This is a genomic window from Streptomyces sp. NPDC085946, from assembly GCF_044540485.1.
Taxonomy (GTDB): Bacteria; Actinomycetota; Actinomycetes; order Streptomycetales; family Streptomycetaceae; genus Streptomyces.
This window is the reverse complement of sequence record NZ_JBITSF010000017.1, coordinates 67,399-82,768: the sequence shown is the minus strand read 5'-3', so window position 1 is coordinate 82,768 and position 15,370 is coordinate 67,399. Positions and strand designations below refer to the sequence as shown.

Genomic DNA, 15,370 nt, shown 5'->3' with positions numbered 1-15,370 from the left:
GTCCCACAACTTACCGGGCGGCACCGACAACGCGGTCCCGCCCGGCCGCCTCACACGTCGGCCGACTCCCCCGGCGCCAGCCGCAGGTGCCGGGAGCCGCCCAGGGCGCCGATCTGGCGGTCGTAGACCGGGCGGGCGAGGTCGGTGAGGAGGGCGTCGTGGACGTCGTAGGCGCGCTGCGGCCGGACCTCGCGGACGTAGTCGATGACCTCGGAGATCTTGCTCCACGGCGCCTGGACCGGGAGCATCAGCGTCTCCACCGGGTGGTCGGGGACGGTGAGGGCGTCGCCGGGGTGGAAGACCTTGCCGCCGTCCACCAGGTAGCCGACGTTGGTGACGCGCGGGATGTCCGGGTGGATCACCGCGTGCAGTTCGCCGTGGACCTGGACGTCGAAGCCCGCGGCGGTGAAGGTGTCGCCGTGGCCGACGGTGTGGACGCGGCCCGGGAAGGCCGCGGAGATCTTCTCCGCGACGGACCTCAGGGTCCAGATCCGCGCGGCCGGGTTGTGTTCCATCGCCGCGCGCAGCCGGGACTCGTCGAAGTGGTCGGGGTGCTCGTGGGTGACGAGGATCGCGTCCGCGCCGAGCGCGGCCTCCTCCTCGCTGAACACCCCGGGGTCCAGGACGAGGGTCCGGCCGTCCTTCTCCAGGCGGACGCAGGCGTGCGACATCTTCGTGAGCTTCATGGTTCCATCCTGGCCCGTGGCTCCCGGCGGCGCGTACCGCCGGGGCCGCTCACGACGCGCGGCGCCGGGGTCACTCCTCGGGGGTGGTCTCCTCGCGGATCACCTGCTGGGCCACCTTGAAGGCGCGGCCGGCCGCGGGTACGCCGCAGTAGACGGCGGCCTGGAGCAGGACCTCCTTGATCTCGCCCGGGGTGAGGCCGTTGCGCAGGGCGGCCCGGGTGTGGGACGCGAGCTCCTCCAGGTGGCCGCCGGCGACCAGGGCGGTGAGCGTGATGCAGCTGCGGGTGCGCCGGTCCAGGCCGGGCCGGTCCCAGACCTCGCCCCAGGCGTAGCGGGTGACGAACTCCTGGAAGTCGCCCGAGAACGCGTCGGCCTCGGCCAGCGCCCGGTCCACGTGCGCGTCGCCCAGCACCTCGCGGCGGACCTTGGCCCCCGCGTCGTACGGGTCGGGCCGCCCCGCGGCCGGGGCGGGCACCGCGGCCGGGGCGATCTCGGCGACGGGTCCGGCCTGCGGGGGCGCCGCGGCCAGGACGGGCTTGGCGACGGCGGCGGGCAGGGCGGTCTGGCCGGTGGCGGAGTCGAAGGCGGGCTGCCAGGCGGTGGAGAAGTGCCGCACCAGGAGGTCGGTGACCGCGGCGGGCTGCTCGACGGGCACCAGGTGGGAGGCGCCGGGCACGACGGCGAGGCGGGCGTCCGGGATGCCGGCGACCAGGGTGCGGGCCTCGGCGGGGCCGGTGACCTGGTCCTCCGAGCCGACCAGGACCAGCGTCGGCACGCCGACCCGGGCCAGTTCGTGGCGCACGTCGAAGGAGGCGAGCGCCTCGCAGGCGGCGATGTAGCAGCCCGGGTCCGTGGTGCGCACCATCTGCACGGCCCACTCGGTGATCGCCGGCTGCGCGGCCGCGAAACCGGTGGTGAACCAGCGGTCGGGCGAGGTCCGGGCGATCGGGTCGAGGCCGTTGGTCCGCACGATCACCCCGCGCTGCCGGAACTCGTCGGCGGTGCCGAAGCGGGGCGAGGCGGCGATCAGCGCCAGCGAGGCGAGCCGCTCGGGGTGGCGCAGCGCCAGCTCGATGCCGATCGCGCCGCCCAGCGCGCAGCCCGCGTAGCCGAAGCGCTGCACGCCCAGCCCGTCGAGGGTGGCGAGCAGCCGTGCGGTGAGGTCGGTGACCGAGCCCGCCGGATACGCCGGTGCGCCGCCGTGCCCCGGCAGGTCGAAGCGGAAGACGCGCCACTGCTGGGCCAGCTCGGGGACCTGCCGGTCCCACATGTGCCAGGTCGTGCCCAGTGAGGGACCCAGGATCAGGACGGGGGCCTCGTCCGGCCCGTCGAAGCGGTATTGCAGTGTGTTCGGTGGTGTCTCGCTCACGCCCCAGACCTTCTCACGTATCACGACGCCGCTGTGCGGGGGGACGCCTGGGTGTGGGAGGGGCGCGGCGCAGCCGGGTGAACACGGTGCGGGCGGGGCGGCGTTCGTCTGCCGGTCGCCGCCCCCGGTGGAGCCGGCGCGGGCTCCCACGGCCTGTGGAGTGCTCGATGTGCCGGACCGGCAGGCTCGGGGTGACGCGGGTGGCCCGGGCCACGGCCTCCCCGCCGTCCGGGCCCGGGCGCGCGGGTGCGGAACGACTCGTGGTCGTCCAGGCCGGACGGTCGTTCCCGCGGGGCCGGGCCGGCGACGACCGGGACAGTCCTGAGCCGGTCGGTCGCCCGGGTCCGAGCCTTGACCGCGGCGTCCTCGGCGGGACCGCCCCCGGCTTGCGGGCCCGGACGAGCAGCCGACGGCGGCCGGCCGTCGTGGCCGTCACGTCGCCGGGCGCCGCCCTGGGCGCCCGGTGGACGGTGAGCCGGGCGGCACCGCGCGACGGTCCTTCGCGCGGCGCCGCCCGGTCGCGGAGGTCACCGAAGGGTCATCGGGTCCTGAAGCGGCGGAAGAGGTTGCGGGCCACGTACACGCCCGGGCCGCCGAAGCCGACGATGTCGAGGCGTCCGTCGCCGGTGACGTCGGCGAGGAAGCGGGGGTGGCGGTCGACCCGCCAGGCGCCCGCGTCGTCGTTGTACCCGAAGCCGCGGCACACCAGCCGGGCCTGGTCGAACCGGCCGTCGCCGCGGTTGTGCGACACCCAGACTCCTTCGTCACCGAAGCCGACGATGTCCGGGTTGCCGTCGCCGGTGACGTCGGTGAGGAACCGCAGGTGCCTGCTGCCCGTCCAGCCCTGGGCGTGCCCGAAGTCGTTCAGGACGAGCTGCGGGGGGTCGAACGTGCCGTCGCCGCGTCCGCGGGAGACGACGACGCCCTGGGGGCCGAACCCGATGATGTCCATCGCTCCGTCGCCGACGGTGCGGATCAGGAACCGAGGGTGCTCCTCGACCGAGTCCCAGCCCTGGTCCGTCCCGAAGTCGTCGAGGACGTACAGGGGTTCGGCGAAGGTGCCGTCCTCGTCCTGGAGTGACACCCACACCCCGTCGTCGTGGCAGCCGACGATGTCGGTACGCCCGTCGCCGGTGGTGTCCACGAGGAAGCGGGGATGCCGGTCGACGAGCCACCCGCCGGCCTTCTCGCCGTGGCCGAACGCCCGGAGGGCCGGTTCCCCGGAGAGCGGCGCGAACTTTCCTTCCTCGTCCTGGAGCGAGATCCAGACGCCGTCGTCGTGGCAGCCGACGATGTCGGTGCGCCCGTCGCCGGTGGTGTCCACGAGGAAGCGGGGATGCCGGTCGGCGAGCCACCCGCCGGCCTTCCCGTCGTGGCCGAACCCCTTCACGACCGGATTGCCGCCCGCGGCCGCGAAAGTCCCGTTCTCGTCCTGAGGGAACACGCGGACGCCGTCGGCGCACAGCACGACGGCATCGGGCTTGCCGTCGCCCGTCATGTCCGCGAGGGTCCACAGGTCCGCGGGACTCAGGGAAGGCGTGGGCTGGTGCAGGACACGTTCGTCGTCGAACGTGCCGTCGCCTCTGCCGGACGCCGTCACCGCCCCCTTCGCGGGTTTGAGTCCCACGATGTCCGCCCGTCCCGCTCCCGTGGTGTCGGCGAGGAACCGCGCACCGGGCCCGGCCCACCCGCCCGGCTGCCCGCCGGGAGAGAGGCCGGCCCCGTCGCTCTTCCAGCCGCCGGCGTCCGGGTCGCTGCCGAAGCCTTCGAGGACCAGCAGCATGTCGCTGAAGGAGGGCGCCGCGCCGGGTGCCGGGCGCACCGCGGCCGAACGGTCCAGGTGCCAGGACCGGCGGCCGTTCCAGTGGCTCAGTGCTGCCCAGCGCAGCACGGGGTCGCCGGTGCGCTCGGGTTCGGCGGTCACGAACCGCCAGCGCTGGCTCGCCGCGCCGTCGTCGTGCTCGCGCAGGACCACCCGTGTCTCGTCCTCACCGGGGTCGGCGAGGTCGAGAACGGTGTCGTCGGTCGCGGTCTCGATGAAGTAGAGGCCCGCTTCGCCCTCGACGGGGACGACGCGCCACTGCTGGCTCTTCTTGCCCGCGGCGGCGTTCCCCTGGTGTACGCCGTGGTCCGCGGCGCCGGGGTTGTCGAGCACCTTGCCGCTGACCGCGTCACGGATCACGTACGCGGGGCCGTCCTCGGGTTGCCCGCTCGGCGCGGCCGGTACGGGGGCGAGCTGCCACCTCCGGGGGAGCGGGCCGCCGTCGGGGAAGGCGCGGACGACGAGGGCTCCGCCCGCGCCCGGCGCGGTCCCGGCGTCCAGGGCCTTCCCCGTGGCGGCGTTGACGATCTCCAGTTTCAGTTCTTCCGTGGGCACGTGCATCGTGGTGCCTCTCCCAGGCGGTGGGGGCGTCGGCTCGGGACGGGTGTGGCGCGGTGGTGGCCGCGGATCACGTGAAGACGTGGTGGTAGGGGACGTCCCACTCGCTGGGCAGCCGCGGATAGAAGGTGTTGATGACCGTCCCGGTGAAGTCCCCGCCCCAGTTGTAGGTGACGCGTACCTCGCTGTCGGCCGTCACCGCGTGGTCCTTGAACCCGAGGATGGTGTCCGGGTGGGTGATCGGCACGAAGGTGATCCCGCCCCACGGCGTCACCGTGACGACCCAGAGCTGGGTGTCCTCGGGCGCGCCGTTCTTCCCGCGCCACTTGTCGCCGACCTTGTCGGGCAGGCCGACCTGGACGCTGTCGGCCGTGCTCTTGGGTGCCTCCTGGTGGACGGTGATGCGCCTGCGCTGCGGCTTGGGCGTGCCGTCGTCGCCGCGGCCGGCATCGGCCGCCCCCGCGGCCGCGGGTTTGGGCGACACCTGGCCCGCGGCGCTCTCGATGACGTACAGCGGTCGCTGCCCGAAGAAGCCGGCGGGGGTGAGGTACCAGAGGTGGCCCTTGGCCTCCTTGGTGGCCGGGTCGAGCGCGGTGGCCAGTTTGACCCCCTTGTCGTGGCTCTCCTCCTTCAGCTCGACGGGCCGCAGATAGCCGCCGTTGAAGGCGTGGACGAGCATGACCGGCCGGTTCTCGACCAATGCCGCCACGATCGCGTTGTCGTAGCTGTTCACCGCCACCGGGCCGCCGACCACCAAATTGGACATCGTCGTGCGTTCTTGGGTGTACATCGCGGAATCCTCACCTGTGCTGGATGGGGAGAACAATGTTTCGGACGCTTGATGCGGCGACTCATCACGCCGCATCACCGCTGACTCGGCCCTTCTCGGTCAAGAGCGCGTCCGGACGCATACGGACGACCGAAGCGAAGACCTGATCCATGACAACGGCCGAGGTCACACTACCCAAGGGCAGGGCCGCCAAAAAGTCATCGATCGGGTGACGAGAGGTAATTCGAGCCCGGCCCTTCTGAAATGAAAGGGACGTCCGCAAACCTTGACCACTCGATTGAGTGCAATGCACATATACCCCTCCACAGGAAATGCGGAGCGTGATAATTTCGGCTGCCGAAACGTGCGGACAGCTCTGTTTTCATTTCACCGGACGCGGTTCTGCCGGAATTAGTCGAGGACGGGTAGATGCCTTCCAACGCGTACAGCCTGGTACAGGCCAAGCGTCAGCCCCTGACGAAGAAGAACCTGCGGGAACTCAACATCGAGCAGACCTGGCAGTCCCTCTTGAACCACCCCAACCTGGTCTACGTCGACTCCTCCGGCGTGAAGCACAAGCCCGTCGGGTTCTCCGTGAACAAGTCGAGCTTCGGCACCTTCCCCGGGAGCGCGTTCCAGCTGGGCTGGCTCGCCTACATGAACCTCGGGGAGCCGCTGATCGAGGTGCGCGGCGACATCGGCCAGCCTCCGCCCGACACGTTCTCCTCGCGCACGTACGTCAACCGCAGCCAATCCGAGATGACCTTCACCGACTCGGTCGACTTCACCGTGTCGAACGGGGTCACCTGGTCGCTCCACGGGGACGCCAAGCTCACCTTCGGCGGCAGCGTCGGCGCGTCGCTGCAACTGCAGCTGCAGAACCAGCTCCGCCTGGACCTCCAGTCCCAGCTCCAGGCGTCGTGCCAGAACGAGACGGCGAACCGGAACGGGGAGACCGTCACCAAGAAGAACAGCAAGGACAGCATCGGCACGGACGTCGCCACCGCCACCGAGACGTCCACGAGGAACTCCGCGACGAACTCCTCGTCGAACGGGATGACGAACTCGGTGGGGTTCACCACCTCGGGCAGCGCCACCGGCAACGCGTCGCTCAACGCCCAGCTGGCCCTGGGCATCGCAGCGACGGTGGGCGGCTCCCTGACCACCAGCTGGGCCTCGAAGTCGCAGATCAGCGGCAAGGTTCCGCCGAACTCCCGCGTGCAGACCATCGTCACGCAGCGGCGCACCCGCAAGCAGTACACCTACGAGATCCCGGTGACCTTTTCCGGACTGATCGCGGTGCAGTACGCCGTGCCGGTGGCGGTCCTGTCTCCCCCGCAGCCCAGGACCTACCCCGGCCTCGACCATGTGGTCGCCCGCGACATCGGCGACCTCGACCTGGCACCCGGCGGCTTCCGCATGAAGGGACTGGCCGAGGTCGTCTCCGCCCTGGAGGTCCACCACACGATGCTCGACGGCGAGACCCTCGACGTCAGCCAGCAGACCCTGCACAAGCAGCCCTGACCGCGCGGCACCGCCGCCACGACGACCAGAGGTGACGACCATGGTGTTCGACAACATCTTCAACTCCGCGGGCAAGGGCGCGGGCCTCTTCTCCGTGACCACCGACGGCACCAAGCCCCAGCCGGGTGCCGGCGTCGACTTCGAGGACGCCGACGACGACACGTACGACGACACGAGCACGAGCCTGTTCAACAGCGCGATCCACGGGGCCTCCGCCCGCGCGAGCGTCGTGCAGGAGCAGTCGCCCGAGGCACGGGCCGTCCTGGGCTTCCTCGGCTCCTTCATCCAGGCCACCCAGGCGTCGGCCGGTACACAGGCCCAGTACGCCCAGGATCCCGGCTCGGTGTCGCAGGCGGCGGCCGCCGGCATGCAGGACGCGAGCACGACGGTGACGCAGCACGGCGACCTGCAGAAGGACCCCGACCTGGAGAACCGGCCCAAGAAGAACGACTTCGCCAAACCCCCGAAGACCCCGGAGACTCCGGAGGCCCCCAAGTCGGCTGCCGACAAGCCGCCTGCTTCCGACTGACGCACCGATGCCGAGGGGTCAGGGGCGAGGCCGCCCCTGACCCCTCGCGCGTCACACGGGAAGCAACTGCCACTGACGCCCACGGTGGTCGCCGTCCGCTCCGTCCTGCCTGACCGCCGCGCGGGCATTGGTGTCCACCCGCAGCAGCAGCCCGCTGTTGCGGTTCGCGATCTCGTACACCCGCGGGGTGCCGTTCACCGGGCCCACCGGAATCAGCTTCCAGTGCTGGTGGTGTGCGTCGCCGCCCTCGTAGGCGCGCTGCACGACCAGCGCCCCGGCGTTCTCCTGCGCTCCGACGACCTCCAGGACCTTGCCGCTGCGCACGTTCTCGATCCTGTACAGCACGTCGCCGTCGTCCTGGCCCGCCGCGACCAGCCGCCACCGCTGGTGGTTCCTGGGCGCCGCCAGGGTCTGGTGGATCTCCGCCCCGTCCTTGAGGGACTCCCGCAGGACCCCCATCCGCAGCCTGCTGCGGGCGTTGGCCCAGGAGACCACCGTGCCCGACTCGGGCAGGCCGGCCATTTTCGCCGACGCGATCTTCCGGATCCGGTGGTTGAGGTGGTCGGTGATGTAGAGGGTGTCGACGCTGTCCACCGTCACCTTGCGCGGGCCGTTCAGCTGGGCCGAGGCGGCCGGGCCGCCGTCACCGCCGTAGCCCGCGACGCCCGTGCCGGCGACCGTGCTGATCGTGCCGTCCGCCGTGACCTTCCGGACCCGGTGGTTGAGGTGGTCGGTGATGTAGAGGATGCCGGCGCTGTCCACCACCACCCCTACCGGGCCGTTCAGCTTGGCCGAGACAGCAGGGCCGTCGTCACCGCCGTAGCCCGCGACGCCCGTGCCGGCGACCGTGCTGATCGTGCCGTCGGCGGTGACCTTCCGGACCCGGTGGTTGCCGTAATCGGCGATGTAGAGATCGCCCGCGCCGTCCACCGCCACTCCGTGCAGGTTGTTCAGCTGGGCCGAGACCGCTGGACCGCCGTCGCCCCGGTAGCCCGCGGTCCCGGTCCCCGCGACCGTGCTGATCGTGCCGTCGGTCGAGATCTTCCGGACCCGCTGGTTGCGGTAGTCGACGATGTAGAGGTCGCCGGTGCGGTCCACCGCGACGCTCAGCGGGAGATTCAGCTGGGCGGCGGTGGCGGGACCGCCGTCACCCCTGAAGCCCGCGGCGCCCGTGCCGGCGACCGTGCTGATCGTGCCGTCGGCGGTGACCTTCCGGATCCGGTGGTTGTTGGAATCGGCGATGTAGACGGTGCCGGCGCCGTCCACCGCCACCTCGCGCGGACCGTTCAGCTGGGCCGCGACGGCAGGGCCGCCGTCGCCCCGGTAGCCCGCGGTCCCGGCCCCCGCGACCGTGCTGATCTTCCCGTCCGTGGTGATCTTCCGGACCCGGTGGTTGTTGTAGTCGGAGAAGTAGAGGGTGCCGGTGCCGTCCACCGCGATTCCGTACGGGCGGTTCAACTGAGCCGAAACGGCACTCTCGTTGTCCCCCGCAAACCCCGCGGCCCCGGTTCCTGCGATCGTCTTGACCGGAGGGGCGGAACCGTCGCCACCCGTGTCCGCCCCATGGGGAGTGCTCATCGTCATCCCTTCGCCGTCACCGACCGCCCGTCACAGGCGGTTGCCGATCGATTCCAGAAAGTCACACGTACGTCAGGGAGACAAGATCACTTCCGGGTGATTGCGTGCGCGGCACGGTGAGGAGACCCCGAACCGGCTCGACGGTCGATCCCCACCGATGTCCCACCTGGCCTTTTTCCCGTTCTCGCGGGGCGGCGCCCGGCGCGTGTCGTGTCCCGGTGCGCTCCAGGAGGCCGTGGGCGGCGGGGCGTCCCGGTTGCCGCCACGCGCGCGGCGCCGCGTCGGGGGCGGCCGACGAGAAGCATGTGAGGGGGCCGCGGACGCTCCTGCGCCCCGGCCTCCCCGGTGGGTGCGCCGGTCCCGGCGACCGGCCTGCCGCGGCGGGCTGACAGGACAACGGGGGCGCCGCGTGGCAACCCCGGGTCCGACGCAGGGGTCCCGGTCAGGACGCCGGGCCCCGGACGCCGGCCACCGCCGCGATCGCCTCGTCGAGAACGCCCAGGCCCCGCTCCAGCTGCCCGTCCGTCACGGTGAGCGGTGGCAGCAGCTTGACCACCTCCCCCTGGAGGCTGGCGGTCTCCAGCAGCAGTCCCGCCCGGTAGGCGGCGTCGCAGACCTCCTGGGCCGCACCCGGGCGGTCGAGGGGCAGTCCCCAGACCAGACCCCGTCCGCGCGGGGCGGGGAGCCCATGACGGCGGGCCGTCCCGGTCAGGGAGCGGCGCATCCGTTCGCCCAGCACGGCGGTCCTGGCCTGGAGCGCGCCGTCGGACCAGAAGACCTCCAGTGCGCGGGTGGCCGTGACGAACGCCGGGTTGTAGCCCCGGAAGGTGCCGTTGTGCTCGCCGGGACGCCACACGTCGTACTCCGGGCGCATCAGGGTGAGGGCCATGGGCGTCCCGTAACCACTGATCGATTTGGACAGGCAGACGATGTCGGGCACCACTCCGGATGTCTCGAAGGAGAAGAACGGGCCGGTGCGCCCGCAGCCCATCTGGATGTCGTCGGCCACCAGCAGGGTGCCGTGCGCCCGGGCCCAGGAGGCGAGGGCCTTCAGCCAGGCCGGACGGGCCGGGTTGACGCCGCCCTCGCCCTGCACGGTCTCCACCACCACGGCGGCGAGCGGCCCGTCGGCGGCCGCGGTCTCCAACGCCTCCACCAGCCGGGTGACGGCTCCCTCGTCCTCGTCGGCGGGGTCGTCGAAGGGCAACGGCACGGTGTGCGGCAGCGGGACACCGGCCCCGGCGCGCTTGGCCGGGTTGGCGGTGACGGCGAGCGCACCGAGCGTCATGCCGTGAAAGCCGCGCTCGAAGTAGCCGACGGTGTGCCGTCCGGTGGCCTTGCGGGCCAGCTTGAGTGCCGCCTCGACGGCGTTGGTGCCGCCGGGCCCGGGGAACTGGACGCGGTAGTCCAGACCGCGCGGGATGAGCACCAGGTCGCGCAGGCGCTCCAGGAAGGCACCCTTGGCGGTGGTGTGCATGTCGAGCCCGTGGGTGATGCCGTCCCCGGTCAGGTACTCCAGCAGGGCCGACTTCAGCTCGGGCGGATTGTGACCGTAGTTGAGGGCTCCCGCGCCCGCGAAGAAGTCGAGGTAGGCATGGCCGTTCGTGTCACGCAGTTCGGCACCGCGGGCGGTGGTGAAGACGGCGGGCCAAGCCCGGCTGTAGCTGCGGACCTCGGATTCCATGGTGGCGAAGACGCTCATGTTCGTCCCTGTCTGACGTGGGGGCGGGGGTGCTGACGGGGCTCGAGGCGGAACGGGGCCGGTGGAACACGGCGTCACCGGCGCCGACGGAGCACGAGCGCGGACGCGACGGGCTCGTTCCGGGGCCACGGAGCGCGGCCGGTCATCGGGGTGCGGTCCGGTCCGGCGGGGGCCCGGCCGGGCCGGCACACGGCATGGGGCGTCGTGCCCGCCGGCACCGGGCGGCCGGGTGAGGTGGTCCGTCGGTTCCCGCCGGCGACGACCGGGACGGGCGAGCGCGAAGCCGCCGTGGTCGGTCCTGTCGTCGCGGTCGGAGGGCGGTCCGGGCAGACGCGGGAGGGGAGGCGCTCATGATCGGGGCGCCGCCGATGCGGATCCCGCCCGTAGGACGGGGAGGGGGCGGATTGCCGGCGACAGCCGGGCCGCCAGGTCCTCGGGGTGCTTCCGCAGCCCGGCGGAGGTCAGGGCGGCGGGATCGGTGACAGGGGCTGTGCGGTCGGGCTGCCGAGGCCGTGAGGGGGCAGGAAGGCCACCGCTGCCGACGAGGAGCGTTCCGTGCGGGCGGCGTGCGCCGCCCGCGCTTCCTCGCCGTCCCCGGTCCGCGGAGGCCGGTGACGCCGCATCACCGCCGGGAAGCGACGAGCCCTGCTACAGGCCCTTGCCCCGTACGTTCCCGGCCTCGCGGGCAACGTCCTCGGGGAGCCGGCCGCCCACGGGCACCACGGCCGGCTCGTGCAGGCAGACGGCGGAGGCACCGAAGTCCCCGTCGGCGGCGGGGTCGACGCCCCCGCCGCCGACGTGAGCGGGAGCGGCCATGGCCGTGGCCGAGAGGGTCATGATCTTCTTCATGGCCGGACCAACGAGGCGCCTTCGCATCGGTCACCTCGGAGCAGCCGACGGGACGCGGCGCGATGCGGTGAGCCGGTGGGGTGCCGGCCACCGGCAGCACGGCAACGGTCCTCCGGCACCGAAACCGGTCCAGGCCCTCTGATCAGTCCTACGAGTGAGGTAATCAGCCGTCAGGAGCAACAGATGTTGTGTCACACGGCCGGGCACCGATAGCCATGCGCCTGTCAGGGCCGCCCGACCGCCCGAAGGAGCAGCCAGCAGCCATGAGCACCGCCCTCACCGGTACCCCGCCCGGCACGCCCCGCCAGCCAGGCACCGATCCGCTGCTCCATCCGGACCCCGCCGTCGCCGCCGAGCACGCCGCCACGGAGAACCTGCTGCGCTGCTGGACGCGCGAGACCGGTGCCGCCCCCGGCCCCGGCCACGTCCTGCACGTGCCGGTGCTGGGCGGTGCCGCCCGGCTCACGGCGCCCGTACGGTACTGGTCGCCCTGCGGCTGGCACCGCTTCGGGCCGGTCACCCTCGGCACCGGCGGCACACCCGAGGCCGGCCGGTCGTCCACCCCCGTGGACGCGGTCACCGTCGCGGCCCTGATCGGCGCGAGCTCCGGGCGCGGCGCGCCCGGTCACCTTGCCGCCCTGGTCGCCCAGGTCGCCGACTCGGTCACCCGCACGGCCGGCATCCTCGCCCACCGCCGCACCACGGCCGGCCCGGAGCACTCCCCGTTCCTCCGGTCCGAGCAGTCCCTGCTGCTCGGCCACCCGCAGCACCCCGCGCCCAAGGGCCGCGACGGTCTCGCCCCCGCCCAGAGCGCCGCCTACTCCCCGGAAACCCACGGGGCCTTCCGCCTGCACTGGTATGCCGTCGACCGGGAGTTGCTCGCCGCCGACTCCGCCGAGCCGCTCACCGCCGACCAGATCACCGCGCGCCTGCTCGGCGACCCGGACGCCCTTCCGCCGGGCACCGCCGCGCTGCCGGTGCACCCCTGGCAGGCCGCCGAACTCGCCCTGCGCCCGGCCGTCGCGGCGCTGCTGGAGCAGGGCCGACTGCGCCACCTCGGCGCGCGCGGCGGGCTGTGGCACCCGACCTCCTCGGTCCGCACCGTCCTCTGCCCCGGCACCCCGTGGATGCTCAAGCTCTCGCTGGGCCTGCGCATCACCAACTCCCGCCGGGAGAACCTCCGCAAGGAGATGCACCGCGGCCTGGAGGTGCACCGGCTGCTGGAGGCGGGCCTGGCCGCCGAATGGCGGGCCGCGCACCCCGGCTTCGACATCGTCCGCGACCCGGCGTGGATCGGCCTGGACGCCCCCGGCCTGCCCGATCCTTCCGGCCTGGACACGGTGGTGCGCCGCCAGCCGTTCGGCCCGGACACCCGGGTGCACTGCGTGGCCGGACTGGTCGCCGAGCAGCCGCTCGGCGACACCCTCGACTCCGCCCTGGCCGGGGTGGTGCGCGGCCTCGCCGCCCGTACCCACCGGCCGGTGCGCACCGTGGCCGCCGAATGGTTCCAGCGCTACCTCGACGCCGTGGTGCTGCCCGTCCTCTGGTTGGACGGCCGCGGCGGCATCGCCCTGGAAGCGCACCAGCAGAACACCCTCGTCCTGCTCGACGCCGACGGCTGGCCCGCCGGCGGCCGCTACCGCGACAACCAGGGCTACTACTTCCGCCGGTCGAAGGCCGACGAACTCTCCGCCCGCCTGCCCGGTATCGGTGCCGACAGCGACACCTTCGTCCCGGACGAGGTCGCCGACGAGCGGTTCTGCTACTACCTGGGCATCAACCACGTGCTCGGCCTGGCCGGCGCGTTCGGCGCCCAGCGCCTGGCGGACGAGCAGCAGCTGCTCACCCTGCTGCGCCGTTTCCTCGCCGGCCCCGCCGCCGCGGCGACCGGCTCCGGCCTGCCCGCCCACCTGCTCGACGCGCCGACCCTGCGCTGCAAGGCCAACCTGCTCACCCGTCTCGACGGCCTCGACGAGCTGGTCGGCCCGGTGGCCACCCAGTCGGTGTACGTCACCCTGCCCAACCCGGTGGCCGCCCCGTGACCACCCCGGCCCTCCCCTGCACGCTGGCCACCGCCGGCGGCGAGTTCCGGCTGCGCCCCGTCCGGACCGCCGACCTGCCGCTGCTCACGGAATGGATGAACGACCCGGCGGTCGCGGCGTACTGGTCGCTCGACGGGCCGGCCGAGCGCACCGAGCACCACGTCAGCGCCCAGCTGGCCGGCGACGGCCGCAGCACCCCGTGCCTGGGCCTGCTCGACGGCACGCCGATGAGCTACTGGGAGGTCTACCGCGCCGACCTCGACCCGCTCGCCCGCCACTACCGTGCCCGGCCGGACGACACCGGGATCCATCTGCTGCTCGGGCCGCCCGACGCGCGCGGCAGAGGGCTCGGCAGCATCCTGCTCACCGCCCTCGCCGACCACCTGCTGCGGTACGTTCCCCGGCTGGTCGGAGAGCCGGACGTGCGCAACGTCCCGTCCGTCCGGGCGTTCCGCAACGCCGGCTTCCGTCGCGAGGCCGAACTCGACCTGCCCGACAAGCGTGCCGTCCTGATGATCCGCCGACCGGCCCCACCCGCCAGGAGGCCCGCGACATCATGAGCCAGCCACCGACCGCACCGTACGACCTGCTCGGCGTCGGCATCGGCCCGTTCAACCTCTCGCTCGCCGCGCTGTGCGACCAGGTGCCCGATCTGAGCACGCTGTTCTGCGAGGCCGGCGCGGAGTTCCGCTGGCACCCCGGCCTGCTGGTCGACGGGGCGAGGATGCAGGTCCCGTTCCTGGCCGACCTCGTCTCCCTGGTCGACCCGACCAGCCCCTGGTCGTTCCTCAACTACCTGCGGCACCGGCAGCGGCTCTTCCCGTTCTACTTCTCCGAGCGGTTCCACCTGCCGCGGCGCGAGTACGAGGACTACTGCCGCTGGGCGGCCGAACGCCTGACCAGCTGCCGCTTCGGCCTCCAGGTCAGCTCGGTCCACTGGGACACCGCCGAGCGGCTGTTCCGTGTCGTCGCGGGCGGCCGGGAGTTCTCCGCCCGCAACGTCGTCCTCGGGGTCGGCACCGAGCCGTACCGGCCGTCCGCGTTCGCCGCCCTGGACGGCCACCTTCGGGTCTGGCACTGCGCCCAGTACCTGGACCGGCGCTCCGCTCTCGACGGCGCCCAGGACATCACCGTCCTCGGCTCCGGCCAGTCCGGCGCCGAGGTCTTCCTCGACCTGCTGCGCACCCGCGCCGGCGACGGCACCCGGCTGCGCTGGCTCACCCGGACCCGCGCGTTCGCCCCGATGGAGTACTCCAAGCTCGGCCTGGAACACTTCACCCCCGACTACACCCGCTACTTCCACGCCCTCCCCGCCGCCGTACGCGACCGGCTGGTCGGCGAGCAGTGGCAGCTGTACAAGGCGGCCAGCGCCGAGACCCTCGCCGAGATCCACGACCACCTCTACCAGGCCACCGTCGGGCGGCCGGTCGACGCCGAGCCGGTCGAGATCGTTCCCGGCACGGCGGTGGTGGCCGCCACCGCCGGTCCGGGCGACACCGTCGAACTGCACTGCCGGCACATCGACTCCGGGACCGAAAGCGTCCTGCGCACCGGCGCGGTGGTCCTCGCCACCGGCTACCGCGCGGTCCGCCCCGCGGTCCTCGATCCGATCGCCCACCTGATCGACTGGGACGAGCGGGGCCGCTACCGAGTCGACCTGGACCACCGGGTCGCCACCCGGCCCGCCCTCACCGGCGGCCTGTACGTGCAGAACGCCGAGCTGCACACCCACGGCGTCGGCACGCCCGACCTCGGCCTCGGTGCCCACCGGGCCGCCGTGATCCTCAACGCCGTCGCCGGCCGCACCGTCCATCCGCTGCCCGCCCGCACCGCCTGGACCACCTTCGCGGCGCCCGACCACGCCGGCACCACCGGCCGCTGCCCCTGAATCCCGGCGCCGCCGGTGACGCCCGGACACCGGTGACCCGCGCTCCGCGATGTC

The 15,370-nt window shown here is 72.9% G+C and carries 12 protein-coding genes; 5 read left to right on the top strand and 7 right to left on the bottom strand.

The window, feature by feature from the left end; genetic code table 11:
- Nucleotides 1-50: 50 nt before the first annotated feature.
- The 4 genes from ACIF8T_RS28715 to ACIF8T_RS28700 form a co-directional block, all read right to left on the bottom strand.
- Nucleotides 51-686, bottom strand: a complete 636-nt coding sequence (locus ACIF8T_RS28715) for an MBL fold metallo-hydrolase (RefSeq protein ID WP_400039007.1) — start codon at nucleotides 684-686, stop codon at nucleotides 51-53.
- 70 nt (nucleotides 687-756) lie between these two features.
- Nucleotides 757-2,055, bottom strand: coding sequence for a 4-carboxymuconolactone decarboxylase (gene pcaC, locus ACIF8T_RS28710; RefSeq protein WP_400039006.1), 1,299 nt, complete (start codon nucleotides 2,053-2,055; stop codon nucleotides 757-759).
- Between the two features lie 538 nt (nucleotides 2,056-2,593).
- Nucleotides 2,594-4,438, bottom strand: a complete 1,845-nt coding sequence (locus ACIF8T_RS28705) for an FG-GAP-like repeat-containing protein (protein WP_400039005.1) — start codon at nucleotides 4,436-4,438, stop codon at nucleotides 2,594-2,596.
- A gap of 67 nt (nucleotides 4,439-4,505) precedes the next feature.
- Nucleotides 4,506-5,225, bottom strand: coding sequence for a hypothetical protein (locus ACIF8T_RS28700; protein ID WP_400039004.1), 720 nt, complete (start codon nucleotides 5,223-5,225; stop codon nucleotides 4,506-4,508).
- A gap of 408 nt (nucleotides 5,226-5,633) precedes the next feature.
- Here ACIF8T_RS28700 and ACIF8T_RS28695 point away from each other — a divergent pair, with 408 nt between their 5' ends.
- Complete coding sequence (locus ACIF8T_RS28695) at nucleotides 5,634-6,728, top strand: hypothetical protein (RefSeq protein WP_400039003.1); 1,095 nt, start codon at nucleotides 5,634-5,636, stop codon at nucleotides 6,726-6,728.
- A gap of 40 nt (nucleotides 6,729-6,768) precedes the next feature.
- Nucleotides 6,769-7,257 (top strand): hypothetical protein, encoded by a 489-nt coding sequence (locus tag ACIF8T_RS28690; RefSeq protein ID WP_400039002.1) that lies wholly within the window; start codon nucleotides 6,769-6,771, stop codon nucleotides 7,255-7,257.
- Between the two features lie 51 nt (nucleotides 7,258-7,308).
- On the opposite strand, the gene ACIF8T_RS28685 is transcribed toward ACIF8T_RS28690, so the two are convergent.
- The 3 genes from ACIF8T_RS28685 to ACIF8T_RS28675 all read right to left on the bottom strand — a co-directional run bounded on the left by ACIF8T_RS28685 (nucleotide 7,309) and on the right by ACIF8T_RS28675 (nucleotide 11,386).
- Nucleotides 7,309-8,835, bottom strand: coding sequence for an RICIN domain-containing protein (locus ACIF8T_RS28685; protein WP_400039001.1), 1,527 nt, complete (start codon nucleotides 8,833-8,835; stop codon nucleotides 7,309-7,311).
- A gap of 442 nt (nucleotides 8,836-9,277) precedes the next feature.
- Nucleotides 9,278-10,537: an aspartate aminotransferase family protein gene (locus ACIF8T_RS28680; protein ID WP_400039000.1), complete on the bottom strand. Its 1,260-nt coding sequence runs from the start codon at nucleotides 10,535-10,537 to the stop codon at nucleotides 9,278-9,280.
- Nucleotides 10,538-11,185: 648 nt separating this feature from the next.
- Nucleotides 11,186-11,386, bottom strand: coding sequence for a hypothetical protein (locus ACIF8T_RS28675; protein WP_400038999.1), 201 nt, complete (start codon nucleotides 11,384-11,386; stop codon nucleotides 11,186-11,188).
- Between the two features lie 215 nt (nucleotides 11,387-11,601).
- On the opposite strand from ACIF8T_RS28675, the gene ACIF8T_RS28670 reads away from it, so the two are divergent.
- Genes ACIF8T_RS28670 through ACIF8T_RS28660 form a run of 3 tightly spaced genes read left to right on the top strand, consistent with a single transcriptional unit; the run spans nucleotide 11,602 to nucleotide 15,316 of the window.
- On the top strand, nucleotides 11,602-13,428 hold the full coding sequence (locus ACIF8T_RS28670) for an IucA/IucC family protein (RefSeq protein ID WP_400038998.1): 1,827 nt from the start codon (nucleotides 11,602-11,604) through the stop codon (nucleotides 13,426-13,428).
- The gene (locus ACIF8T_RS28665; protein ID WP_400039091.1) at nucleotides 13,320-13,988 is read left to right on the top strand and encodes a GNAT family N-acetyltransferase; all 669 of its coding nucleotides are present in this window, start codon (nucleotides 13,320-13,322) and stop codon (nucleotides 13,986-13,988) included. Before ACIF8T_RS28670 ends, ACIF8T_RS28665 begins: the two co-directional genes overlap by 109 nt.
- Nucleotides 13,985-15,316, top strand: a complete 1,332-nt coding sequence (locus ACIF8T_RS28660; protein ID WP_400038997.1) for a lysine N(6)-hydroxylase/L-ornithine N(5)-oxygenase family protein — start codon at nucleotides 13,985-13,987, stop codon at nucleotides 15,314-15,316. Before ACIF8T_RS28665 ends, ACIF8T_RS28660 begins: the two co-directional genes overlap by 4 nt.
- The last annotated feature ends 54 nt before the right edge of the window (nucleotides 15,317-15,370 follow it).

Coding starts and splice junctions, on each gene's coding strand:
- ACIF8T_RS28700 (WP_400039004.1), bottom strand. CDS start 5,225: ATGTACACCCAAGAACGCACGACGATGTCCAATTTGGTGGTCGGCGGC.
- ACIF8T_RS28695 (WP_400039003.1), top strand. CDS start 5,634: ATGCCTTCCAACGCGTACAGCCTGGTACAGGCCAAGCGTCAGCCCCTG.
- ACIF8T_RS28715 (WP_400039007.1), bottom strand. CDS start 686: ATGAAGCTCACGAAGATGTCGCACGCCTGCGTCCGCCTGGAGAAGGAC.
- ACIF8T_RS28690 (WP_400039002.1), top strand. CDS start 6,769: ATGGTGTTCGACAACATCTTCAACTCCGCGGGCAAGGGCGCGGGCCTC.
- ACIF8T_RS28705 (WP_400039005.1), bottom strand. CDS start 4,438: ATGCACGTGCCCACGGAAGAACTGAAACTGGAGATCGTCAACGCCGCC.
- ACIF8T_RS28675 (WP_400038999.1), bottom strand. CDS start 11,386: ATGAAGAAGATCATGACCCTCTCGGCCACGGCCATGGCCGCTCCCGCT.
- ACIF8T_RS28660 (WP_400038997.1), top strand. CDS start 13,985: ATGAGCCAGCCACCGACCGCACCGTACGACCTGCTCGGCGTCGGCATC.
- ACIF8T_RS28680 (WP_400039000.1), bottom strand. CDS start 10,537: ATGAGCGTCTTCGCCACCATGGAATCCGAGGTCCGCAGCTACAGCCGG.
- ACIF8T_RS28670 (WP_400038998.1), top strand. CDS start 11,602: ATGCGCCTGTCAGGGCCGCCCGACCGCCCGAAGGAGCAGCCAGCAGCC.
- ACIF8T_RS28685 (WP_400039001.1), bottom strand. CDS start 8,835: ATGAGCACTCCCCATGGGGCGGACACGGGTGGCGACGGTTCCGCCCCT.